Source organism: Deltaproteobacteria bacterium, from assembly GCA_020848905.1.
GTDB lineage: Bacteria > Myxococcota_A > Polyangia.
On the sequence record JADLHG010000031.1, the window covers coordinates 343,899 to 365,834 of the forward strand.

Here is a 21,936-nt window from a genome sequence, read left to right on the forward strand (position 1 = left end):
GCGCCATGGCACGACGGCACCTTTTCCTCGTCGGCGCGCTCGTGGCGGCGGGGTGCGCGAGCCCCTCGGGGAGCGCGAGCGATGCGGGCGGCGGACGGAGCGACGCGCGGGGCGAGGCGGGGCAGGGTCCCACGGCGAAGATCCTGCTCGAGTACGACTACCTCACGATCCGCGCCGGGCAGGGTTACCACTTCCGAGGGCAGGTGGCCTGCGCGGGGGAGTGGGCGCCCTGCAGCTACGCCTGGGACTTCGGCGATGGACAGACCTCGGACAAGCTCGACCCCGGGGTCGTGACCTTCAAGACGCCCGGATTTCGCGCGGTGACCTTTACCGCGACCTCGGCCAAGGGAGCGAAGCACACCGCCCGGGCGCACGTCGCCGTCTGGGAGGGGGAGTTCAAGGACAGCTTCAACCGAGGAGCCTTCGACTGGGACGCGACCGGCTGGCGTCGCCCGGAGCGCGAGGTGAAGTGGTCCATCGAGGGCGGGATGGCGGCCTGCCAGGGGGATCTGGCCTTGCCCGGCTCGGCCGCGATCACCCCGTGGCCGGAAGCCCGGGACGTGCACCTCGAGGTGACGGTGAAGCGGCAGAAGAACGACAAGGCCGATCACTGGTCGGACATCATCCTGCGCATGCACCCGCTCACCCGCACCAAGAGCTTCTATCGGGTGCGGATCTGGGAGGAGCCGGCGCCGGGGTCGGGCCTCGAGCTGGCGATCTTCAAGATCGAGGAGGGGACCCCCGAGCACGGCTTCCTCATCGGCGATCCGGCTCAGCCGTGGAGCGTCAAGGCTACGCAGTGCAAGCAGTGCCCGTACGCCGCGGCGTATCCGCGCACGAGCGACATCCGCGTGACGATCGACCTCAAGGGGCCCGAGTTCCAGGTGGCGCTCACGAACCCCGATCTCCCGGGGCCCCCGGTGCTGACGCAGACGGTGAAGGACGCCTCGCCGAACCCGCACCTCTACGCCGGGCACGTGGGCCTGACGCACTTCGAAGGCCTCACCTACTTCGACGACTTCGTCTTCAAGAGCCTCGACCCGTAGGTCGGGCCTTCGCCGCGGGCGTCGACGCGCGGGTGCCCCGTTGCCGCGCTACGAAGTCTTCGGGCCGCGCTTCCGTTCCAGCCGGCCTATCTCGCCCTGGCAGTAGCCGACGAAGTCCGAGGCGGGATAGGTCTTCAGGAAGTAGCGGAAGAAGCGGAGCGCCGTCTCCTCGTCGCCGCCCCGGAGCGCGGCCTCCGCCACCGAGATGATCCCCTTTTGCACCCGCACGCCATCGGCGCCGGTCACCTCTGCCGCGCGAAAACACCAGACCGCGTCGTCGTACGCGTTGCGGTTGAGCAGGATGCGCGCGAGCTGGTCGTACTCGGGGCCCTCAAGCCCCAGGTCCTTGCGGTGCGCCTCGAGCGCGCCGTAGAGCTCGGCGGCGATGGGGCCGCTTCCGCCGCGGAGGGCCTGACGGAGCGCCTCTCTGCCGGCGGCGATGGCGGCGTCGGCGCGGCCGGCGCGCAGATTGAGCTTCGCCAGCTCGCCGAGGATGACGGGGTGGTGGGGCGCCTGAGCCCGCAGCGCCTCGGCTTCGGCGATGGCCTGGTCGAGCTCCGCATCGGGGCGACCGGCCAGCGCGAGGGCCTTCTTCCGCAGGTCGAGCGGGTCGGCCACCGGGGCGCTGGCCCGGGCCATCGAGGGCGTTGCTGCGGGCTCGCCGCGCGGCAACGCCAGCGCGGGGGCGGGAGGGGGCGCGATGGTGACCCGCTCCTCCTTCGCCTCGTCGGCCAGGAGGAACGCGCCGCAGAGGCGGCCGAGCAGGACCGGGATGGATGCCACGGGCGTGACATAGGCCAGCACGAAGATGATCGCCCCTCCGCCGCGCCAGACCTTGGCCACCAGGAGGGCCACGAGCAGCATCAGCGGGATCGCCAGCAGGGAGAAGAGCACCACGCCACCCACCAGGCCCGCGAGGAGCGGGACCAGGTCCGAGCCCCGCTCGTTGAAGAGCCACCCCCAGGGTTCGCCGGTGAGCAGCTCGCGCAACGACCTAGCGCGCGCCGCCACGATCACCGAGGCGGGCACGAGCAGGAGCGCTGCCACGAGCAGCGCCAGGAGCCCGAAGAGCAGCCCGACCAGCGCCGCCGACGGAGAGGTGAGCTGCGTGAAGAGCAGGGCCGGCACGGAGGAGAGGAGGAGCCAGGCGGCCGCGGCCCAGGCGCTCTGCCAGAGGATGGTGAGGATCGCGTAGCGGCCGACGAAGGGCCAGACGGCGCCGGGGACGCCCTTCGACAGCAGCCCCGAGGCGGGGTCGCCGGCCACCACGCCGAAGAGCAGGTGCCCGATGATGGGCGAGATGGCGACGTTCAGCAGGGGCACGAAGAGGAGCGGGGGGAGCTGGGCCTGGCTGGCGAGGTACGCCACCGTCGCCGCGAGGGCCGTCATGGCTACGTAGGCCGGCAGGACGGTGAAGAGGGTCCCGGCGCGCACGAAGAGGCGGAGGACTTCGCCGAGCAGGCCGCGGAAGGTCAGGTTCTCCATGGCGTCCATTAGGCGACGGCCACCTCCCGGCCGGCAAGATTCTGGGCCGTGCCCCGGGCCGTGGGGTCGCCTGACCCTCGCCCGGGTCGGGTGTGCCGACCACATGTGGGTGGATCCCGAGGATCTCCTGACTTTGTAACATGCTGGAATAATGCGGTTGTGTCCCGAGTCGGCGAGGCCCGCAGCGCCGCCGAGCTGGCGCCGTTCTTGCTCAGTAGGCGCCCAGGACCCGGGAGGAGCTTCACAGATGACGCGCGGAACGTGGGCTTTGGTTGCGGCGCTGGCGATGGTGGGCGGGTGCATGCCCGACAAGCAGGGTGCGGACGATGCCTTCCGGCAGGCGCTCGACGAACTGGCCACAGACGAAGGCCTGCCCCGCGAGTACGGGTCGGCCAACTTCTTCGACGACCTGAAAAAGGGAGCGGGCGATCTGCTCAACGGCGCGAAGGATCTCGTGCTCTGCAAGGCGATCCAGCCGCTCCTCAAGGGCAACGGCCAGCAGCTCTTCTACATCCACGGGCAGGTGGCCGAGGCCGGCGCGCTCTACGCCCGCGGGCGCTACGGTCGGGAGTGGATCTACGACCTGAACACCTACCAGGCGGTGGCCACGCGGTACGCCGGGGTGGGCGCCACGACCAGCTTCGCGGGCTTCGGCGGCGGCATCTACACCGGCTTCGCGTCGGGGGCCCACGAGTCCGTCAGCGACATGGTGGGGCCGCGCATCCGCGGTGGGGTGGACTTCAAGATCCCGGTCATCGGGATGATCCCGGTCCTCGGCAGCCTGCTGCGCGTCAACGCCTCCGCCTTCCGCAGTCTCGGCAAGCCGGTCGGTGGTGCCTCCGTGGGCGTGAACGCCGGCCTGAACCTCGGTCCGCAGCTTCTCCTGCCCATCCCCACCGCGCAGATCGCGGCGAACTTCTGGGCCGCCGACGGTGCGGGAACCGAAGCGGTTGCGACGCGCGACGCCGACCTCGGCGCCGAGATGAAGGAAGTGCCCTGCACCGACGGGGAGGCCTTCCACTACGTCTCCTACAAGGCCGAGAACCACACCGAGGCGGCGAAGAACCTGGCCAAGGCGATGCGGCGCTCGTTCACCTCTCTCGACCCCGTGGCCTGGGGAATGGCGCAGATCGTGGTGGCCCTCGGCGTCGCGCGGGACAACGGCGGCGCGATCGAGCTCTGCGGCGGCGAGCCGGGAGCCCAGCTGGCCGACCAGCGCATCGCCGATGCGGCGCCCGGAAGCGTGACGCCGAGCTGCCCCGCGAAGCCCCCCGTGCCGATCCCCGGCACCAAGCCCCCTTCGTCCACCACGCCGAGCGCGACGGACCCGAGCGCGACGGACCCGGGCAACACCGATCCGGGCAACACGGACCCGGGCGCGACCGACCCCGGCACCACCCCGGGGCAGGGCGACACCACGGCGCCCGTGGTCACCATCGTCTCTCCGACGGACGGCAGCTCCTCGGGCCTCTCGGTCACCGTCGAGGTGGAGGCCACCGACGAGACGGGCGTCACGCGCGTCGAGCTCTTCGACAACGAGAACGTGATGGGGCTGAAGACCTCCGGGCCGTACCGCTTCACCGTGATGCTGGCCCCCGGGCAGCACACCCTGAAGGTCGTGGCCAAGGACGCGGCGAACAACCAGGGGACCGCGCAGGTCACGGTGCAGGTCGCGGCGAACAACGCCGGTGGCACGACCCCCACCTCCGGGCCGGCCGGCGACAGCATTCCGACGGCGCCGACGACGCAGAAGCAGACGCCGAAGCTCACCCGCGAGGCGGGCGGCTGTGCCGTGGGTGCTGGCTCCGACCAGGCCTCTGCCGTCTGGATGCTGCTCCTCGGCCTGGGCCTGGTGGCGCTCCGCCGCCGCGGTCGCCGCTAGTCCGGCGACGGGCCTTCTTCCTCCCTCGCGGCGCCGCCGCCTCCCCCGACGCTCCCCCTGCCGTCCCTACCGGTTGAAACGCTTGTACCCCTGGTCGTAGAGGCGCACGAGCACCTGGTTGTCGAGCCGGTTGATGGGCGTCGCACGGGGACCCATGTCCTTCGGGAAGACGAAGAGCGACGGCACGAGCTCGGGGGTAAGGAAGCGCGTCGGGACCCCGAGCCGCACCGCCGACGGGGAGAGAGCGCGCGTCGAGCCGAGCACGAACCCCCAGTCGCCGAAGGAGGGGACGTGTCCGTGGTACGGCAGCGCGTGGAGCGCGGGCCCACCCCCACCCGGGTTCGAGGCGCGGATGGTGTTCACGATGCACCAGAAGGCCTCCGCGGCGTAGAAGGGGCTCGTGGCCTGCGTGACGAACACCCCCTCCGGACGCAGGTGCTGCGCCACCAGCCGATAGAAGCTCCGGCTGTAGAGCTTGCCGAGCCCTTCGTTGTTCGGGTCGGGCAGGTCGATGACGATCGCGTCGTAGGCCTGCGCGTGCTCCTCGAGGAACTTCTGCGCGTCGGTATGGAAGATCCGCACCCGGGGGTCCGAGAGGGAGCGCTGGTTGAGCGCCGCAAGCGGAGGCAGCCGGCTGAAGAGACGCGTCATCTCCGCGTCCAGGTCGACCAGGTCCACGCGCCGCACCGACGGGTACTTCAGGATCTCGCGGATCGCCATCCCGTCCCCGCCGCCGAGCACCAGCACCTCCTTCGGTTCACGCACGAGCCCGAAGGCCGGGTGCACCAGGGCCTCGTGGTAGCGGTACTCGTCCACGGAGGAGAGCTGGATGTTGCCGTCGATGAAGAGGCGAACGTCGCCGCGCCAGCGCGTGAGCACGATGCGCTGATAGGGGGTCGAGCGGGCGAAGACGATCGGGTCGTCGTAGAGCAGATCCTCGAGCCACGAGGTCGTGCGGCCGGCCGTCGCGAGGCCCAGCGCGAGGACCGCGGCGGCGCCCCACGCGCCGAGGCGCAGGAAGAGGCCGCGCGTCTGCCGGGCGAAGAAGCGCAGGCCGAGGAGCGCGACGAGCACGTTGAGCAGCCCGAAGAGGAAGCCCGTGCGCACCAGCCCGAGGCGTGGCACGAGCACGAGCGGGAAGAGCAGCGACGCGGCGAGCGCGCCGAGGTAGTCGAGCGACAGGACGTTCCCGATGGTGGCGCGGAGGCTGCCCCGGCGGCGCAAGATGCGCACGAGGAGCGGGATCTCGAGGCCCACGAGGAAGCCGACGAGGGCGCACGCGGCGACGAGGACCGGCAGGTAGACGCCGACCGCGGCGTAGGCGAAGAAGAGCAGCAGCGCGGAGCTCCCGCCGAGGAGCCCGACGAGGAGCTCGACCAGAATGAAGGTGCGGATCAGCCGACGGCGCACGAAGCGGCTCGCGAAGCTCCCGCCGCCCATGGCGGTGAGGAAGAGCCCGATGACGAGCGAGAACTGGGTGACCGAGTTGCCGAGGAGGTATGACGACAGCGCCCCGGCCAGGAGCTCGTAGACCAGGCCGCAGGTGGCGACCACGAAGATCGAGACGAGTAAAAGGACCGTCGAGCGAGCGCGGCGCGATCGCGTGCGGCGGCGCGGAGGGACCGAGAGCCCGGGTGAGGTCGCCGCGGAATCCACTCGGACTAATGCATGGCGGACGAGATGATCAGCGCCAGCCCGATCAGGAACGATCCGATGATGATCCCGAGCGCGACGTTCTGATCCTCTTCGATCTCCTTGCGCACGCTGAAGGGCATGAGCTTCTTGAAGAGCGCGAAGCCCACGCCGAAGATCACCATGCCGATGATCGCGTAGATCAGCGTCGAGAGCATGAAGCCGGGCTTGAGGTCTGCGAGCAGCTTGTCCATCCGTTCCTCCTCTGCTTCCCGGGCGAGGGCCGTCCGGAAAGGGGCGCGTCACGCCCGGGTCGTCACTTACCGCCGAAGAATCCTCCGCCGGAGTGGCGGCGTCCGATGCCGCCGAAGTAGTAGTAGCGCGGCCCCCGACCGCCCACGCTCTCCTGGCGGATGCTGACCGGCTTGTCGAGGGTCCCCTCGAGCCCCCACCCCGCGGCCGAGGCGACGAGCGCTCCGAGGGTCCCGAACCCGAGCACCCCGAGCACGATGAAGAATCCTATCCAGCGCATGGGCCAGCCGCCTCGTCGTCGATGGTGGTCGGGTCAGTCGTCATCGTCGCTCTCGGGCATCACCGGGGCCCACCGCCGCTTCTCGAAGAGGAAGCGCCGGAGCCACTCGTAGAGCGGGAAGAGGAATGCGAACCCCGCCAGGACCAGGAAATAGCGCGACAGGACCTCTCCCTGCGTGATGGTGACGGTCAGCTTCTGCTGGTGGAGCGGGCCGGCCGCCTCGCCGGAACCTCCCTGCCCCCTGAGGAGCAAGCGGTAGGTCCCGGGGGGCGGGGCCTTGATGTAGACCGTCTCGTGCCGGCTCCCCTCGCTCCAGCTCTCCCCACCTTCGACGCCGGAGTAGTAGGAGACCTCGGCGTCAGCCTCCTCGACGACTTCGTCCTTCTCGTTCATCAGGGCCAGGTCGATGCCGAGCCACTGATTGTTGAGGAAGCTGTGGAGCTGCAGGCTCATGATCTTTTCGCCCCCCACCTGAAAGGTGCGGGAGACGGTCTCGGCCTGGAATTGCTCGGAGTCGAAATCCTCCGCCAGAAGGACGTGTCCCGCGTGCCCGAGGGACCAGACGAGCAGTCCGAGGTTGAGGAGCGCGAAGACCCCTCCGACGAGCATGAGCAACTTGGCGACGGGGCCGCGCTCAAAGGGCTGTGCCGCGTGGATCCCGCGCGGACGTGGCGGCACCTCGTCGAGGCCGAAGGCGGTCCAGACCTCGGCGACGGGCACGTACCTGCCGTGGAAGTACTCGAGCTCGGCGCCGTCCCGCTCGACCCCGAAGATGCGCGGCGGGGCGATGAGGTCCACGTAGTAGAAACGGTCGCCGCTCTTGGCGAGCCAGGGGAGGGCGCCGTCCACGTAGATCAGGGAGACGGTCCCCTCCTCGTACTTCCTGAAGGTCACCGGGCCGACGCGCACGCCGCGCTTCGCGGGGAGCCCCACGGGGTCTACCTGCGGGGCTTCCTGCGTCGGGCGCATGAGGAGGTAGTGCCCCTCCTCCTCCACGAGCCACTGGTAGCCCTGCTCGGGGTGGTGGAGCAGGTACTCGACGGTCCGGTAGTGCTCCGCATCCTCGTAGAGCATTCGGCCGCAGACCTCGTAGCGCACGCCCGAGAAGGTGGCCGCCTGCCCCACGGCGAAGGCGAAGGGCGGCTTGAGGTTCGCGGGGTTGACGCCGAGGACGTTCGCCTGCGCGGTGGTCAGGTCGAGCTGCGCGCCGCAGTACTCGCAGACCTTGGTCTGGACGGGACGGTTCTCCGGGACCTGCAGCGACGCCCGGCAGTTCGTGCAGCGGATGTCGCGCCCGGAGCGGGCGCCCTCCTTCGACGGAGGGCGCTCCTGGTCGAGCGCTAGCTGGTCGTGCTGGAGCACGTGCCCCACGAAGCAGGCGGGGCGATCGCCTTGTTCGAACTCGACCGAGGCGAAGCGCAGCCCGTCGAGGCTGGCCAGGTCGGCGTAGGCGTAGCGCGATCCGGGAAGGACCGCGAAGGGGAGCTGCCCTTCGCCACCGATGCAGGTCGCCGTGCCGAGCTCTCGGATCGTGTAGGGCCGCTGATCGAGGCCGATGGGTTGTCCCACGCGGAGCTGGCTCGGCGCCGCGATCGGCGCGTCGGCGCGGGTGGCTTGCTCGAGCGTGAGCTGCCGCTCGGACTCGCTGAGCCAGGCCACCGACCCGTCCTCGAGCTGGAGGTACCACTCGTCCCAGGTCCCGCGGCCGTGGTCGTAGCGCAGGTGCCCTTCGACGGTGAACCCGCGCCCGAGGAGGCGGCCGGTCGCGTGGAGGTAGAGTCGGGTGTCGGCCTCGGGGAGGATCGACTGCGCCCCCAGCTTGAGGGCGCTCTCCTCGTCCCAGTAGACCGTGGCGCGGCAGTACTGGCACACCACCATGCTGATCCCGGGATTGACCAGCGTGTGCTCACCGCCGCAGCTTGGACAGCGGATTTGCCGGGCCATGGGGCGGAAGGGTAGCCCAGACCGCGAGCGGGCGTCTACTCGAAGCCGAGGAGGCGACCGAGCTGATAGGTGGCGAGCGACGCGAGATAGGCCGCCACCCAGAGATAGCCCACCATGAAGGTGGTCCAGCCCCAGGAGCGGGACTCCTGGCGCACCACGGCCACCGTCGACAGACATTGCATGGCGATCATGAAGAAGACGATCAGCGACAGGCCGGTCAGCGGCGTGTAGACCGGTCGTCCGTCGGGGCGGCGCTGGTTGCGGAGCGCCTGCCGGAGGGTGGCGTCCTTTTCGGTCACCTCCTGGCCCACGCCGTAGACGAGCCCCATGGTGGCCACGAAGACCTCGCGCGCGGCGAACGCGCCGACGAGGCCGATGCCGATCTTCCAGTCGAAGCCGAGGGGTGTCAGGGCGGGCTCGATGAAATGCCCCACCCGCCCGGCGTAGCTCTGCTGGACGCGCTCTCCCTGCTGCTGGGTCCGGAGGAGCGCGGCCGCCTCGCTGTTGGGACCGGCGGCGCGGATCGCCGCCTCGTAATCCTGGGAGTAGCGGGCTTCGCGCGGGAAGGCGAGGAGGGCCCAGAGGACCACGCTGGCGACCACGATGATGGTGCCGGCGGTGCGGAGGAACATGCGCACGCGGTGCCAGAGCACGAGCGCGACGACGCGCGGCGTGGGGAGCCGGTAGGGGGGAAGCTCGATGAGCAGCGGTAGGCGTTTCCCCTTGAGGACCGTACGGCCGAGCACCGCCGCAGCGAGGAGGGTCAGCAGCGTCGAGACGAGGTAGGTGAGAATCATCAGGACCACGCCGAGCGAGAGCGGGCCGAGGACCTTCCTCTCGGCGTGGAACAGGGCGCCGATGAGGAGCGTGTAGACGGGCAGGCGCGCGGAGCAGCTCACGAGCGGGATGACGAGCATCGTGAGCAGTCGGTCGCGAGGGTTTTCGATCGTGCGGGTCGCCATCACGGCCGGGATGGCGCAGGCGTAGCCCGAGATCATGGGCACGAGGGCGCGCCCGTGCAGTCCGATCTTGCGCATCACGCGGTCCATCATGAAGGCGGCGCGGGCCATGTAGCCCGTGCCCTCGAGGAGGGTGAGCAGGAGGAACAGGATCACGATCTGCGGCAGGAAGGTGAGGACCGAACCGACCCCCTTCACCACGCCGTTTGCGAGCAGGTCGCTCCAGAGGCTGGCGGGGAGGCGCGCGCCGAGCCACTGGCTGAGCCGGCCGAAGCCCTGGTCGATGGCGTCCATGAGCGGAGCCGCCCAGTCGAAGATGGCGGTAAAGATGAGGGCCAGCACCACGAGGAAGATGAGGAGTCCGCCGACCGGGTGGGTCAGGAAGGCGTCGATGCGCTCGGTGCGCGGGGTCCGGCCCGCGGGGGCCGTGTGCCTGAGACAGGGGCGCACCTGCCGCTCGAGGTAGCGGTAGCGCCCGTGCGAGACGGTGAGGTCGAGGTCCTCGCCGCGCTTGGCCAGCTGGCGACGCGTCTCCGCCACCGCGGCGCGCACGGCGTCCCCGGCTTGCCCGTCCTGCGTGCCGTCGGCGGGGGCCATGAGCCGCGAGAGCGCGAAGGCCTGCCGGCGCGTGGGCGGTGCGTCCTTGCCGAGCGCTGCGCCAGCGGCGGCGCGCAGCCCATCGAGGACCGACGCGTGCTCGAGGTCGGTCTGCCAGGGCCAGCGTTCGGGGAGGGGTGGAGGTGGCGCGGCCAGCAGCGCATCGAGCGCGGAGAGAAGTTCGGGCACGCCGCGGCCCGTGCGGGCGACGAGGCCCACGACGGGAACCTTCAGCCGGCGCGCGAGCTGCGGGAGGTCGATCTCGAGCCCCTCGCGGGCGGCCTCGTCGAGGAGGTTCACCGCGGCGACGACGGGGAGGCCGAATTCGCGCAGCTGCAGGAGGAGGTAGAGGCTGCGCTCGAGGGCCGTGGCGCTGAGGATCACCACCACGGCGTCGGGAGCGGGCGAGCCACCGAGGCCGACGAGCTCGGCGAGGGCGAGCTCCTCGTCCTGCGAGCGCGCGTTCACGCTGTAGGTTCCGGGGATGTCCACCAGCTCGACCGTGGTTCCGGATGGAAGCTCCACGTCACCGAGCTGGCGTTCGACGGTGACCCCCGGGAAGTTCCCCACCTTGGCGCGCGCTCCCGTGAGCAGATTGAAGAGCGTGGTCTTGCCGGTGTTCGGGTTGCCAGCGAGCGCGACGCGGCAGCGCCGCGTGTTCTTCGTCGGTGCCGCTCGTTCGGCCTCGGTAGGATGCGAGGGCAGGTCGACGGGGGCCGGGGTGGGCGCGTCGAGGGCGGCCGCGTCCCCGTTGTGCGGGCCGAGGGCGATCTCGGCAGCCTCGGCGCGGCGCAGCACCAGGCGAAAGCCGCGGACCTCGATCTCGATCGGATCGCCGAGCGGGGCGGCCCGCACCACGCGAACCTTGGCTCCGGGGGCCAGGCCGAGTTCGAGGAGCCTTCGGCGGAAGTCCGCGTCGCCTCCGATGGCCGTTACCTCGGCATGCTCGCCCGCTGGAAGGACGCTCAGCGTGCGGTTCACGCGATCAGCTCCAGGCTCGCAAGGCCCCCGCTGCCAGCTCCGAGATCAGCCAGAGGGGCCCCGGAAAGATGCCGAGCCCGAGGGACAGCAAGGCGGAGCCGTAGCCCGCGAGGAGGTGCCCCGCCGGCGCGCGCAGCGGGGTTTCGTCGGCAGCCGGGGTCAAAAAGGCCGCGCGAATCACCTGCAGATAGTAGTAGAGCCCCACCGTGCTGTTCACGGCGGCGATGAGTACCAGGGCGAACTGGCCGCGCTCGAGGGCGGCGGCGAAGACGAACCACTTGCCGGCGAAACCGACGGTGGGAGGGATCCCGGCCAGGCCGAACATGGCCACGAGGAGGAGCAGCGCGAGGGCCGGCGAGCGCTTGTAGAGACCGGCCAGGCTCTCGAAGGTGGGGTTCTTGTCCCCCTCGGGGTCGAGCGCCGAGATCACGACGAAGGCGGTGATCGCCACCGGGACGTAGGTCAGGGCGTAAAAGAGCGCGGAGGCGTGCCCCGTGCTCGAGAAGGCGTAGAGGCCGACCACCATGTACCCCGCGTGCGCGATGGTGGAGTAGGCCAGCAGCCGCTTGAGGTCCTTCTGGACGAGGGCTGCGAGGTTCCCGAGGGTCATGGAGGCGACGCTGAGCACGAGGAGGAGGTCCATGAGGCGCGCGGGGGAGCTGCTCGCCAGGACTCCCGTGGCGCGGGCGAGCAGCGCCATCGCGGCGAGCTTCGAGGCGCTGGCCAGGAAGGTGGTGACCGGGTGCGGAGCGGCCTGGTAGGCGTCGGGGGTCCAGAAGTGGAAGGGGAAGAGCGACAGCTTGTAGAAAAACCCCGCCATGGTCATGACGAGCCCGACGAGGAAGAGCGGCGAGGCGGCGAGGTCGGCCCGATAGAGGTCGGCGAGGTAGGTGCTGCCGCCGACGCCGAAGAGCAGGCTGATGCCGTAGAGGGTCACGGCGGACGCGGCGGCGCCGAAGAGCACGTACTTGGCGGCCGCTTCGCTCCCCGGGCGCTGCGCGCGGTGGAGCGCTACCAGGATGTAGAGTCCGTAGGCCGAAAACTCCATGGCCACGTAGAGTGTAAGCAGCTCGGTCGCGCTCGCCAGCATCATCATGCCGAGCGTGGTCAGAAAGAGGAACATCGGGACTTCGCGGCGGATCCAGGGGCGCACGGTCGGGAGGTCCCGGCTGATGAGCAGGACCAGGAAGAGGGCCACGCCGAGTCCGGCCTTCACCACCTGCGAGAAGAGGTCCACCTGGTAGATGCGGGGGAAGAAGGGCTGTCCGCGCTGGAGGATCGTCGCGGCGGCGGCGGCGGCCGCACCCAGCGCGAAGAGGAGCGAGACGACCCACCCGATGCGTCGGGAGGCCTCGGTCACCGCGAGCAGAAAACCGATGAGCGCCCCGGCCAGCACCAGGAGCTCGGGAAGAAGCAAGAGCAGCGCACCCTCGGACACTAGAGGCTCCGTACGATGGACCGCGTGGAGGTCCCGATGAGGTTTGTGATCCACCGCGGGTAGAAACCGAAGAGCACGAGCACGGCCACGAGGATCACCCGGGGGACGCTATGCCACGGGGTGATCTCCTTCAGGTGGTCCCATTCGGGGTTTCTGGGGCCGAAGAGCGCGTGGCCGAAGACGCGCAGCATGAAGAGGGCGCCGAAGATGAGCGCCACGATCGCCAAGATGCCGAGGAGCGGGAACTTCTTCACGGCGGCCACGAAGACGAGCAGCTCGGCCCAGAAGCTGGCGAAGCCGGGGACACCCATGCCGCAGAGGCCCGCGATGATGAAGAACGCCACGGCCACCGGGAGCTGGCGCGCCAGGCCGCCGAAGCGAAAGATGTCTCGTTCGTGGGCCTGGTCGTAGATGAAGCCCACCGAGGAGAAGAAGAGCGCGGTCATGATGCCGTGCGCGAACATCTGGAAGACGGCCCCGTTGATCCCGTCGACGGAGAGGGTGTTCAGCCCGAGCAGCACGATCCCCATGTGCGAGACGCTCGAGAAGCCGATCACGAACTTGAAGTCGTTCTGGCGCAGCGCCACGAACGCCCCGTAGACGATGTTGGCGGTGGCCAGGATGGCAAAGGGCCCCGACCAGTAGCGCGCCCCCTCGGGGAGGAGCGGCAGGGCCACGCGCAGGATGCCGAAGGCGCCGAGCTTCATCAGCACGCCGGCGTGGAGCATCGACACGGCCGTCGGCGCGGCCACGTGCCCGGTCGGCGACCAGCCGTGGAAGGGGAACATGCCGGCCAGCACGCCGAAGCCGATGTAGAGGAAGGGGTAGGCGGCCTTCTGGAAGGCGGGGTCGAAGCCGTGCTTCGCCAGATTGATGAGATTGAAGGACTCGCCCCCGCCGTGCCAGTAGAGGGAGATGAGGACCGGAAAGAGGAGCGCGCTCCCCGCCATGAGGAAGAGCGTCAGCTTCATCGCCGCGTACTCTTTGCGCGTGCTCCCCCAGATGGCGATGAGCGGGTACATCGGGAGCACCGCCACCTCGTAGAAGAAGAAGAAGAAGAACACGTCGAGCGACATGAAGACGCCGAAGACGCCGAAGACGAGCAGGAGCATGAAGGCGAAGTACTCCTTCACGCGGGTCTTCAGGTTCCACATGGAGAGCACGCCGGTGAAGAAGACGATCGCGTTGAGGGCGGTCATGAGCACGCCCACGCCGTCCACCGCCACGTGGTAGGTGATGCCGAAGGTGACGACCCAGGGAAAGCGCTCGGTGAACTGGTAGCCGCCGGCGGCGGCGTCGTAGCTGGCCCACACCTTGAACGCGAGGAGCACGGTGAGCAGACCGGCGAGGGCCGAGACGGACTTGATCGCCTTCTCCGCGCGGCCGGGGAGCAGCAGCACGGCGACGAGCGCGGCGAGCGGCGTGAGGAGGATGACGCTGAGCAGGGGCATCGCGTGGGGCATGGCTTTCTACGAGGCGCCGAGGAAGTAGCAGAAGACGGCCAGGAGCAGCACCGCCGTGCCGATGTAGACCTGGAGCCAGCCGGCCTGCACCTGCGCCGTCAGGCCGCCCAGGCCCTGGGTCCCTCGGGCGAGGCGGTCCGCCGAGTCGTCGAGCCCGCGCGTCTCCGCCAGGTGACAGAGGCGAGAGACGAGGTTCACGAGCCCGCCGAAGACCTTGTCGTTGAGGTCGTCCAGGTACCACTTGCGCTCGAAGAGGCGCTCGAGCGGACGCAGGTGGGCGAGAAAGCCGGTCTGGGCGGCGCCCCTCCGGCCGAACTCGAGATACGCGAGGAGCACGCCGAAAAGGGCGATCCCGACCGCGGGTGCCAGCTCGGCGATCGACGGGTGCGCCGGCTCGGCGGCGCCTAGGATCTTCGCGATGCGCGCGCCGAAGAAGCCGGCGGCCGCGCTGGCGAGGGTGAGCAGCAGGATCGGCCCCCGCATCACCCAGGGCGCGTCTCCCTCCGCGTGCGCGCCGTGCCCGTGCGAGGCGCCGTGACCGTGGCCCCCGTGAGGGGCCTCGGGGACCTTCTCGACGGTGAGCCGGCTCGCCGGGTTCGGGAAGAGCACCAGGCAGACCATACGGAAGGAGTAGTACGCGGTGAGAAAAGCCGCCGCGTAGGCCATCACGAGGAACGGGGTGCGGTGGCTATGGTGCAGGACCCCGAGGATCGACTCCTTGCTGAAGAAGCCGGCGAGCGGCGGGATGCCGGCGAGGGCCCCGGCGCCGACGACGAGCCCGGCGGTGGTGAAGCGCAGCTTGCGACCGCCCGCGCGGCCGATCGCCACCAGGTCGTTCGTGCCGAAGTGGTGGATGTACGCCCCCGCGGCGAGGAAGAGCAGCGCCTTGAAGAAGGCGTGGGTCGTGAGGTGGAAGAGACCGGCGTAGAGCCCTCCCGCGGCGAGCCCGAGGAGCATGAAGCCGAGCTGCGAGATGGAGGAGTAGGCCAGCACCTTCTTGATGTCGCGGGCCACCATGGCCATCGTGGAGGCGAGCAGCGCCGTGAAGGCCGCCACGCCGAGGACCACGGTCTGCGTGGTGGGCGCCGCCATGAAGAGCGGATGGAAGCGGGCGAAGAGGAAGACGCCCGCGGCCACCATCGTCGCGGAGTGCAGGAGCGCGCTGACGGGGGTCGGGCCCTCCATGGCGTCGGGGAGCCAGGTGTGCAGCGGGAACTGCGCGCTCTTGCCCACGATCCCGGAGAAGATGAGCAGCGTGATCAGCGTGAGCTTGTCCGGCCCGAGCTTGGCGATGTTCGCGGGCGTGAGGAGCTCGGTGATCTCGAGCGTCCCCGAGGCCTGCAGGAGCAGGATCAGCCCCACGAAGAGCCCCACGTCCCCGATGCGGGTCATGACGAAGGCCTTCTTGGCTGCGGCGACCGCTTCGGGCTTCTCGTACCAGAAGCCGATGAGGAGGAAGGACGCGAGGCCCACGAGCTCCCAGAAGATGAAGGTCTGCAAGAGGCTCGCGGCGTAGACGAAGGAGAGCATGCTCCAGGTGAAGAGCGAGAGGAGGGCGAAGTAGCGGGCCTTGCCCGGGTCGTGCCCCATGTAGCCGAGCGAGTAGATCTGCACGAGCAGCGCGACCCCCGCCACGATCGTCCCCATGAGGAGGTTCGGCCCGTCGAGCAGGAACCCGAAGAGGACCTCGGTCTCGCCGCTGACGAACCAGCGGTAGAGGATGGGCTCGGCTACCGGGCCGGCGAGGAGCAGCCGCAGCGCGCCGAAGAGCGCGACGGTCCCGCCGAGGAGGCTCACCGCGGCGGCGGCGGCGGGGCGTCTGCGCAGCGCGACGAGCGCGATGGCGAAGGAGACGAGGGGGCTCAGCGTGCAGAGCGCGGCGGTTTGCGCGGGGTCCATGGCGGGCTCAGCCCTTGAGGTCGGCCAGATCATCCACGTTGATGGACTTCCGGCTGCGGTAGACGGTGAGGACGATGGAGAGCGCCACGGCCGCCTCGGCGGCGGCGAGCCCGATGATGAAGAGCACGGCGATTTGCCCCGTGGCGGGGTTCTTCACGGCGAAGCGGCTGTAGCCGAGGAAGCTCAGGCTGGCCGCGTTGAGCATGAGCTCGACGCCGATCAGGATGCCGATCAGGTTGCGCCGCGAGAGGACGCCGTAGAGCCCGATGCAGAAGAGCGCGAGAGCGAGCAGGGAGAAGGTCTGAAGGTTCACGCCTTGGGTTCCTTACGCGCGATGGCGATCGCCCCGACGATGGCCATGAGCAGGATGATCGAGAGGGCCTCGAAGATCAGGTTGTACTCGTTCAGGAGCGCGCGTCCGATGGCCGGCACCGACCCGTCGCCGGCCACGCCGCTCGGCAGGATGGCCACCGGGTGCCGCGCGATCGTGAGGCCCAGCGCGAGGAAGAAGCCGAGCGCGCCGATGGAGGCGAGGAAGTGGCGTAGCAGCCGCGCGGGCTTGGTCTGTGCCGAGATCGAGTAGGAGAGCATCACCGCGAAGACCATCGCGACGCTGATCCCACCGATGTAGATCAGCACCTCCATCGCGGCGAGAAAGGGGCTACCGAGGCTGAGAAAGAGCCCCGCCACGCCGAGGAGCGAGATGGCCAGGCCGAAGATGGCGTGCAGCACGTTTCTCAGGCTCGCGGCGAGAAGCCCTCCGCCGAGCACCATGCCGAAGAAGATCCAGGCGACCGAGTGCAACATCGGCGCGAACCATACGCCCAACCGATGGAGCGGAAAAGAGTGTTGAGTGGGTTCCTGCGACGGTCGCGTGGCCTCGCGGAGGCGCGCACGCTAGAGGGCGACGGAGCGCGGGCAAGCTCGGGCCGCGATGGCCGCCTCCACGGGCCGACGAGGGAGGACGCGAGCCCGGAGAGCAATAAAAACAGTCACATAACAAAGACATAGGACAGTCGAGCGAGTTTTCTCGACGGGGAATTTGCCGCCCGATCCGCAATGGCGTATTCGAGTAGTTGAAGAAACTACATGTAGGACAACTCGCTACAAGGCAAAGAAGTAGGGGATAACAGCGAGTTACAGAAGACGGAGGGACGCCATGAGGACCTGGACACGTTGGACGGCGCTGTTATGGGCCACGCTCGGAGCGGGTTGCGCGGGGAGCCTGGAGATCTGGGACCCGCCGAGCACCGAGACGGAGACGAGCTTCGCCCCGAGCGGCGTGAGCTCGGAGCGTCGGCCGGGCCTGACCTCCTCGGGAGATCGCGCGCCGGAGCCGCTCGGCCGCGTCACCTGCGCGATCCCTCCGCAGTGGAGTTATCCGCACCTCCTCGAGGAGGGGGCGACGGTGACCTCCTCGTACGACGGCCAGAGGCTCTGCCTGGGTGCGGAGGCGCAGGGGCAGCACCTCTGCCACTGGACGAAGCTCTTCGACCGGCGCACCCGCGCGGTGCAGGCCTGCTACGAGCTCGCGCTCCAGGCCGCTGAGCAGCAGGGGTTGCGAGCGGTCCGCGGCGCGGCGGATCAATGGAAGGAGCTTCGCGAGCAGATGCTGCCGCCGGACTGGCAGCCCGGCGCGAGCGAAGGGTCCCGCTCCTCCTTCTCCCACTGGGTGGCGCTGATGGCCAACGGGGGCCGACCGATGGCCGCGAGCTCCGAGCCCCTCTGCTTCCTCACGAAGGCCGAGGACGGGCCCGCGGTGCAGACGGAGTCCATCGTCTCGTCGCTGCGATGGGCCTGGCAGGCGCAGCTCGCCGAGGAGAAGCGCGTGCTCGACCTGCTGCAGCAGGGCCTGAGAGTCGAGCTCCCCGAGCAAGCCACCTCTCTGGAGGTGCGGGTGGAACTCCAGGAGGAAGAGCTCCTCGCGCCGCCGGCGACCGACAAGCGCTGCGTCTTCCTGCCTCTCGCGGACTGAGCTAGGCCTTCCCGTCGAGCGAGGCTGGCGCAGCCTCCACGGCCGCCTTGGGCTCGACGGCGGGCTTGGCCTTGGCCGCCTTCTCCGCCGCCGCCTTCTCCGCCTCCCGGCGGGCCTGCTCGAGGTAGGCCGCTTCCTGGTCGCGATACTCCGTGAGCAGATCGTAGATGAAGGCGTCGCGACGGTAGCCCGCCTCGTCGTAGCGCTTGGACCAGGTGAGCGTCGTCGTCGGACAGACGTCGATGCAGAGGCCACAGGTGCTGCAGAGCGAGTAGTCCACGGTGAACGTGGTGGCGCGCTTGCGCTTGAGCCCCTCGGGCTTCTCCCCTTCGATGTGGATGCAGAACGAGGGGCAGATCTCCACGCACTGCATGCAGGCCACGCAGTCGTGCGTCTTTGTCTCGGGGAAGCGGACCAGCGCGATCGCGCTCCGGTAGGCCGCGGAGAGCTCGGGCTTCTCGCGCGGGTACTGCAGCGTGACGGGGCGCCGGAAGAGGTGCCGGATGGTCACCCCGAGGCCCACGAGGAGCGAGATGAAGCCGCCAACGAGGCGTCGCAGGTACTTCACGGCACCACCTTCATGACCACCGCCGTGACCAGCAGGTTGGCGATGGCGAGGGGGATGAGGACGATCCAGGCGAAGTTCATGAGCTGGTCGAAGCGGAGCCGCGGGAAGGTCCAGCGGAACCACATGACCAGGAAGATCACGAAGTACGCCTTCAGGAAAAACCAGTGCGGCCCGGCGGCGAGCAGCGGGATCCCTTGGCCCCACGCGCCCAGGTACTGCCCTGGCCCGAGGTAGCCGCCGAGGAAGAGCGTGGTCGCCACCATCGCCACCACGATCAGGTTCGAGTACTCCGACAGCATGAAGAGGGCGAAGCCCATCCCCGAGTACTCGGTGTGAAAGCCGGCCACGAGCTCGCTCTCGGCCTCGGGGATGTCGAAGGGGGCCCGGTTCGTCTCGGCCACCCCGGCGATGAGATAGATGAGAAACGCTACCGGCTGGAGGACCACGAAGGGGAGCTGCCGCTGCGCCTCGGTGATGGTGACGAGGCTCATGCTGCGCGCCATCAGCACCACCGAGAGAGCCGCCAGGATGAGCGGGATCTCGTAGGCGATGGCCTGCGCCACGGCCCGCATCGCGCCGAGCAGGGCGTATTTGTTGTTCGAGGACCAGCCGGCCATGAAGATGCCGAGCAGGCCGAGTCCGCCGAAGGTGAAGACCAGGATTAGCCCCACGTTGAAGTCGTGGAGCACCCAGTTCCTCGAGATGGGGAAGAGCGAGACGCCGGCCATCACGGGCAGGAAGACCACGATGGGCGCGGCGAGGAAGAGCGGCTTGTCCACGAGGCGCGGCGTGATGATCTGCTTGCTCAGCAGCTTGATGATGTCGACCACGGACTGCAGGAGGCCGGCGAAGCCCACCTCCGTCGGGCCGAGGCGCCGCTGGAAGCGCGCGGAGACCTTCCGCTCGAGCCAGACGAGCATCATGGCGTTGACGGTCAGGTAGCCCATGATGGCCGCGACCGCGAGGCCCAGCGCGAGCCAGATATTCGGGACGAGCTCGGTGAGCGGCGTCGGTGCGGGCATCAGCGGTCGATCTCCGGCAGTACGATGTCCACGCTCCCGAGAATGGCGATCGTGTCGGCCACCATGGTCCCCGGCAGCATCTCGGGCGCCGCGGAGAGGTTCGAGAAGGAGGGGGTGCGCAGCTTGAGGCGCGAGGGGATGTCGGAGCCGTCGCTCACCAGGTACATGCCGAAGTGCCCGCGCGCGGATTCGACGGCGAAGTAGTACTCGCCCGCGTCGGGGCGGAAGCGCTTCTTCGGCTTCTCCGGCATGATCGGCCCGGCGGGGATCTGCTTCACCGCCTGCTCGATGATGCGGCAGGACTGGAGCATCTCCTCCATGCGCACCTCGAAGCGGGCGAAGTTGTCTCCGGCCTCGCGCACGGGGATCTCGAAGTCGAAGCGGTCGTAGATGCCGTATGGCTCGTCCCGGCGCACGTCGTAGCGCACCCCCGAGGCGCGCAGACAGGGGCCGGTCAGCGCGTAGCGCAGCGCGAGGTCCTTGCCGATCACTCCCACCCCTTCCGAGCGGCGGCGGAAGATCACGTTGTCTCCGACGAGCGCCCAGTACTCGGGCATGCGCTTGCGCAGCCGCTCGACGAAGGCGGTCGTCTGGTCGAGAAAGGTCTGGTCCACGTCCTGCGTCACGCCGCCGAAGCGCCCGTAGCAGTAGGTGAGGCGCGCGCCCGTCACGCGGTCGAGAATCGAGAGGATCTCCTCCCGATCGTCGAAGGTGTAGAGGAAGGGGGTGATCCCGCCCAGGTCGAGGAGAAAGGTCCCGAGCCAGAGCAGGTGGCTCGAGACGCGGTTGAGCTCGCTCGTGATGACGCGGATGTACTCGGCGCGCTCGGGGACCTGGATCTCCAGCGCCTTCTCCATCATCTGGCAGTAGGCGAAGTTGTAGATCATCCCCGAGAGGTAATCGACGCGCGAGGTGTTGGGCAGGAACATGATGTAGTTCCTGTTCTCGGCCATCTTCTCGTGCGCGCGGTGCGCGTAGCCGATCACCGCCTCGGCCTCCAGGATCTCCTCGCCGCGGAGCTTGAGCACCAGCCGGAGCACCCCGTGCATGCTCGGGTGCTGCGGGCCCATGTTCAGGTAATAGACCTCGCCGTCGGCCTCGGTCGAGGTGTCGCCGGCGCTAGGAATGTCCATGGGCCTTTTCCTTGGCCGGCGCCTCGCTCCCCTCGTCCATGCGGCCGAAGTCCTTGAGGAGCGCGTGGAAGGTCGCGTCCTCGGGCAGGAGCAGCCGTTTCAGATTCGGGTGACCCGCGAAGCGCACGCCGAACATGTCGAAGACCTCGCGCTCGTTCCAGTCCGCCGCGGAGTAGATCGACGTGATGCTGGGCGCCTCCTCTCCGGGGTCCACGTTTGCCGCCACGCGGTGTCGGTCGGCCGGTCCGAAGACGTTGAAGGTATAGATGAGGCGCAGCTTGCCGGTCTGCGCGCGCTCGTCGAGGCAGGTCAGCATCTCGAGGAAGTAGCCGTGGTCCGCGAAGAGCCGCGCCACGCGCGGGAGGGCCTCGGCGCTCACGGTGTACGTGGCGTGGAGGCCGTGCTTGGCGTAGGCGGGGGCCCCTTGCTCGAGGAGCAGGCCGCTTTCCGTCAAGGCCTGGGCGAGCGGCGCCGTCATCCCGCGAACCTCGGCCCGGCCTTGATCTTCTCCTGCAGCTTGAGAATGCCGGCGATGAGCGCCTCGGGGCGGGGCGGGCAGCCGGGGATGTAGACGTCCACCGGGATGATCTTGTCCGCGCCCTCGACGATGGCGTACTGGTTCGGGTACTTGAAGGGGCCGCCGTCGATGGTGCAGCCCCCCATGGCGATGGCCCACTTCGGGGCCGGCATCTGGTCCCAGAGGGCGCGGATCACGGGGGCCATCTTCTTCGAGATGGTCCCGGCGAAGATCATCACGTCGGCCTGGCGGGCGCTCGGCCGGAAGACGCCGCAGCCGAAGCGGTCCAGGTCGTACTTGGCGGCCCCCGCGGCCATCATCTCGATGGCGCAGCAGGCCAGGCCGAAGGTGAGCGGCCAGAGCGAATTCGCGCGCGCGGCGTTCAGGAGGTCGTCCAGCACGTGCAGGCGCACGTAGGGGGCGGCCTGCGCCAGGAGGTCGGCTTGCTGCTCTTTCAGTCCCACTTGAAGACTCCCTTCCGCCAGGCGTAGACGATGGCGAGCGAAAGAATCCCCAAGAAGATGGCCACCTCGGCGAGGTCGCGCAACCCGAACTCGGGCCGGTCGTACACGAGCGCGATGGGAAAGAGATAGAGGATGTCCACCTCGAAGGCCACGAAGATGAGCGCAAAGAGGTAGAAAGCCATGCTGAACCGCACCCAGGCGGTGCCGATGGTCTCTACGCCGCACTCGTAGGTCTCGTCGGTCTGCTTCCCGTGATAGCGCGGGCTGATGAGCCGCGGCAGGAGGAGCGGGAGCATGCCGATGGCGGCTCCGAGGACGAGGAGCCCACCCAAGAGCCGGAAGTCACCTAAGGCTTGCATCCGTGATCGTCGCTCTCACTCGGTCGTCATGTCGTGCGAC

The 21,936-nt window shown here is 69.2% G+C and carries 20 protein-coding genes; 3 read left to right on the forward strand and 17 right to left on the reverse strand.

Annotated elements, in window-relative coordinates:
* Positions 1-5 precede the first annotated feature (5 nt).
* A complete protein-coding gene (locus IT371_13685) occupies positions 6-1,046 on the forward strand; it encodes a hypothetical protein (protein MCC6748706.1) in 1,041 nt (346 codons plus the stop codon).
* A 48-nt stretch (positions 1,047-1,094) separates the two neighbouring features.
* On the opposite strand, the gene IT371_13690 is transcribed toward IT371_13685, so the two are convergent.
* Complete coding sequence (locus tag IT371_13690; protein MCC6748707.1) at positions 1,095-2,540, reverse strand: hypothetical protein; 1,446 nt, start codon at positions 2,538-2,540, stop codon at positions 1,095-1,097.
* Positions 2,541-2,778: 238 nt separating this feature from the next.
* Here IT371_13690 and IT371_13695 point away from each other — a divergent pair, with 238 nt between their 5' ends.
* Positions 2,779-4,413, forward strand: a complete 1,635-nt coding sequence (locus IT371_13695; protein ID MCC6748708.1) for a hypothetical protein — start codon at positions 2,779-2,781, stop codon at positions 4,411-4,413.
* Between the two features lie 66 nt (positions 4,414-4,479).
* On the opposite strand, the gene IT371_13700 is transcribed toward IT371_13695, so the two are convergent.
* The 10 genes from IT371_13700 to IT371_13745 form a co-directional block, all read right to left on the reverse strand.
* Positions 4,480-6,069: a polyamine aminopropyltransferase gene (locus tag IT371_13700; protein ID MCC6748709.1), complete on the reverse strand. Its 1,590-nt coding sequence runs from the start codon at positions 6,067-6,069 to the stop codon at positions 4,480-4,482.
* A gap of 5 nt (positions 6,070-6,074) precedes the next feature.
* Entirely contained in the window at positions 6,075-6,299 is a 225-nt protein-coding gene (locus tag IT371_13705; protein ID MCC6748710.1) for a DUF350 domain-containing protein, read from the reverse strand.
* A gap of 62 nt (positions 6,300-6,361) precedes the next feature.
* Positions 6,362-6,577: a hypothetical protein gene (locus IT371_13710; protein MCC6748711.1), complete on the reverse strand. Its 216-nt coding sequence runs from the start codon at positions 6,575-6,577 to the stop codon at positions 6,362-6,364.
* Positions 6,578-6,610: 33 nt separating this feature from the next.
* Positions 6,611-8,521, reverse strand: coding sequence for a DUF4178 domain-containing protein (locus IT371_13715; protein ID MCC6748712.1), 1,911 nt, complete (start codon positions 8,519-8,521; stop codon positions 6,611-6,613).
* A 35-nt stretch (positions 8,522-8,556) separates the two neighbouring features.
* On the reverse strand, positions 8,557-11,058 hold the full coding sequence (feoB, locus tag IT371_13720) for a ferrous iron transport protein B (GenBank protein ID MCC6748713.1): 2,502 nt from the start codon (positions 11,056-11,058) through the stop codon (positions 8,557-8,559).
* 4 nt (positions 11,059-11,062) lie between these two features.
* Positions 11,063-12,496, reverse strand: a complete 1,434-nt coding sequence (locus IT371_13725) for an NADH-quinone oxidoreductase subunit N (protein MCC6748714.1) — start codon at positions 12,494-12,496, stop codon at positions 11,063-11,065.
* Positions 12,496-13,959, reverse strand: coding sequence for an NADH-quinone oxidoreductase subunit M (locus IT371_13730; GenBank protein ID MCC6748715.1), 1,464 nt, complete (start codon positions 13,957-13,959; stop codon positions 12,496-12,498). The genes IT371_13725 and IT371_13730 overlap by 1 nt, the downstream gene beginning before the upstream one ends.
* Before the next feature lie 6 nt (positions 13,960-13,965).
* Entirely contained in the window at positions 13,966-15,858 is a 1,893-nt protein-coding gene (locus IT371_13735; protein ID MCC6748716.1) for an NADH-quinone oxidoreductase subunit L, read from the reverse strand.
* A 7-nt stretch (positions 15,859-15,865) separates the two neighbouring features.
* Complete coding sequence (nuoK, locus tag IT371_13740; protein MCC6748717.1) at positions 15,866-16,171, reverse strand: NADH-quinone oxidoreductase subunit NuoK; 306 nt, start codon at positions 16,169-16,171, stop codon at positions 15,866-15,868.
* Positions 16,168-16,665 (reverse strand): NADH-quinone oxidoreductase subunit J, encoded by a 498-nt coding sequence (locus tag IT371_13745; GenBank protein MCC6748718.1) that lies wholly within the window; start codon positions 16,663-16,665, stop codon positions 16,168-16,170. The genes nuoK and IT371_13745 overlap by 4 nt, the downstream gene beginning before the upstream one ends.
* Before the next feature lie 352 nt (positions 16,666-17,017).
* Here IT371_13745 and IT371_13750 point away from each other — a divergent pair, with 352 nt between their 5' ends.
* Entirely contained in the window at positions 17,018-17,833 is an 816-nt protein-coding gene (locus IT371_13750; protein MCC6748719.1) for a hypothetical protein, read from the forward strand.
* 1 nt (position 17,834) lies between these two features.
* On the opposite strand, the gene IT371_13755 is transcribed toward IT371_13750, so the two are convergent.
* Genes IT371_13755 through IT371_13780 form a run of 6 tightly spaced genes read right to left on the reverse strand, consistent with a single transcriptional unit; the run spans position 17,835 to position 21,896 of the window.
* Positions 17,835-18,401 (reverse strand): NADH-quinone oxidoreductase subunit I, encoded by a 567-nt coding sequence (locus IT371_13755; GenBank protein MCC6748720.1) that lies wholly within the window; start codon positions 18,399-18,401, stop codon positions 17,835-17,837.
* Entirely contained in the window at positions 18,398-19,423 is a 1,026-nt protein-coding gene (nuoH, locus tag IT371_13760) for an NADH-quinone oxidoreductase subunit NuoH (protein ID MCC6748721.1), read from the reverse strand. The genes IT371_13755 and nuoH overlap by 4 nt, the downstream gene beginning before the upstream one ends.
* Entirely contained in the window at positions 19,423-20,556 is a 1,134-nt protein-coding gene (locus tag IT371_13765; protein MCC6748722.1) for an NADH-quinone oxidoreductase subunit D, read from the reverse strand. The genes nuoH and IT371_13765 overlap by 1 nt, the downstream gene beginning before the upstream one ends.
* Positions 20,543-21,034: an NADH-quinone oxidoreductase subunit C gene (locus tag IT371_13770; GenBank protein MCC6748723.1), complete on the reverse strand. Its 492-nt coding sequence runs from the start codon at positions 21,032-21,034 to the stop codon at positions 20,543-20,545. The genes IT371_13765 and IT371_13770 overlap by 14 nt, the downstream gene beginning before the upstream one ends.
* Complete coding sequence (nuoB, locus tag IT371_13775; GenBank protein ID MCC6748724.1) at positions 21,031-21,537, reverse strand: NADH-quinone oxidoreductase subunit NuoB; 507 nt, start codon at positions 21,535-21,537, stop codon at positions 21,031-21,033. The genes IT371_13770 and nuoB overlap by 4 nt, the downstream gene beginning before the upstream one ends.
* The gene (locus IT371_13780; GenBank protein MCC6748725.1) at positions 21,528-21,896 is read right to left on the reverse strand and encodes an NADH-quinone oxidoreductase subunit A; all 369 of its coding nucleotides are present in this window, start codon (positions 21,894-21,896) and stop codon (positions 21,528-21,530) included. Before IT371_13780 ends, nuoB begins: the two co-directional genes overlap by 10 nt.
* Between the last annotated feature and the right edge of the window lie 40 nt (positions 21,897-21,936).

Coding starts and splice junctions, on each gene's coding strand:
- IT371_13710 (MCC6748711.1), bottom strand. CDS start 6,577: ATGCGCTGGATAGGATTCTTCATCGTGCTCGGGGTGCTCGGGTTCGGG.
- IT371_13730 (MCC6748715.1), bottom strand. CDS start 13,959: ATGCCCCACGCGATGCCCCTGCTCAGCGTCATCCTCCTCACGCCGCTC.
- IT371_13770 (MCC6748723.1), bottom strand. CDS start 21,034: ATGACGGCGCCGCTCGCCCAGGCCTTGACGGAAAGCGGCCTGCTCCTC.
- IT371_13695 (MCC6748708.1), top strand. CDS start 2,779: ATGACGCGCGGAACGTGGGCTTTGGTTGCGGCGCTGGCGATGGTGGGC.
- IT371_13685 (MCC6748706.1), top strand. CDS start 6: ATGGCACGACGGCACCTTTTCCTCGTCGGCGCGCTCGTGGCGGCGGGG.
- nuoH (MCC6748721.1), bottom strand. CDS start 19,423: ATGCCCGCACCGACGCCGCTCACCGAGCTCGTCCCGAATATCTGGCTC.
- IT371_13780 (MCC6748725.1), bottom strand. CDS start 21,896: ATGCAAGCCTTAGGTGACTTCCGGCTCTTGGGTGGGCTCCTCGTCCTC.
- IT371_13715 (MCC6748712.1), bottom strand. CDS start 8,521: ATGGCCCGGCAAATCCGCTGTCCAAGCTGCGGCGGTGAGCACACGCTG.
- IT371_13690 (MCC6748707.1), bottom strand. CDS start 2,540: ATGGACGCCATGGAGAACCTGACCTTCCGCGGCCTGCTCGGCGAAGTC.
- IT371_13765 (MCC6748722.1), bottom strand. CDS start 20,556: ATGGACATTCCTAGCGCCGGCGACACCTCGACCGAGGCCGACGGCGAG.
- IT371_13705 (MCC6748710.1), bottom strand. CDS start 6,299: ATGGACAAGCTGCTCGCAGACCTCAAGCCCGGCTTCATGCTCTCGACG.
- IT371_13750 (MCC6748719.1), top strand. CDS start 17,018: ATGAGGACCTGGACACGTTGGACGGCGCTGTTATGGGCCACGCTCGGA.
- IT371_13735 (MCC6748716.1), bottom strand. CDS start 15,858: ATGGACCCCGCGCAAACCGCCGCGCTCTGCACGCTGAGCCCCCTCGTC.
- IT371_13745 (MCC6748718.1), bottom strand. CDS start 16,665: ATGTTGCACTCGGTCGCCTGGATCTTCTTCGGCATGGTGCTCGGCGGA.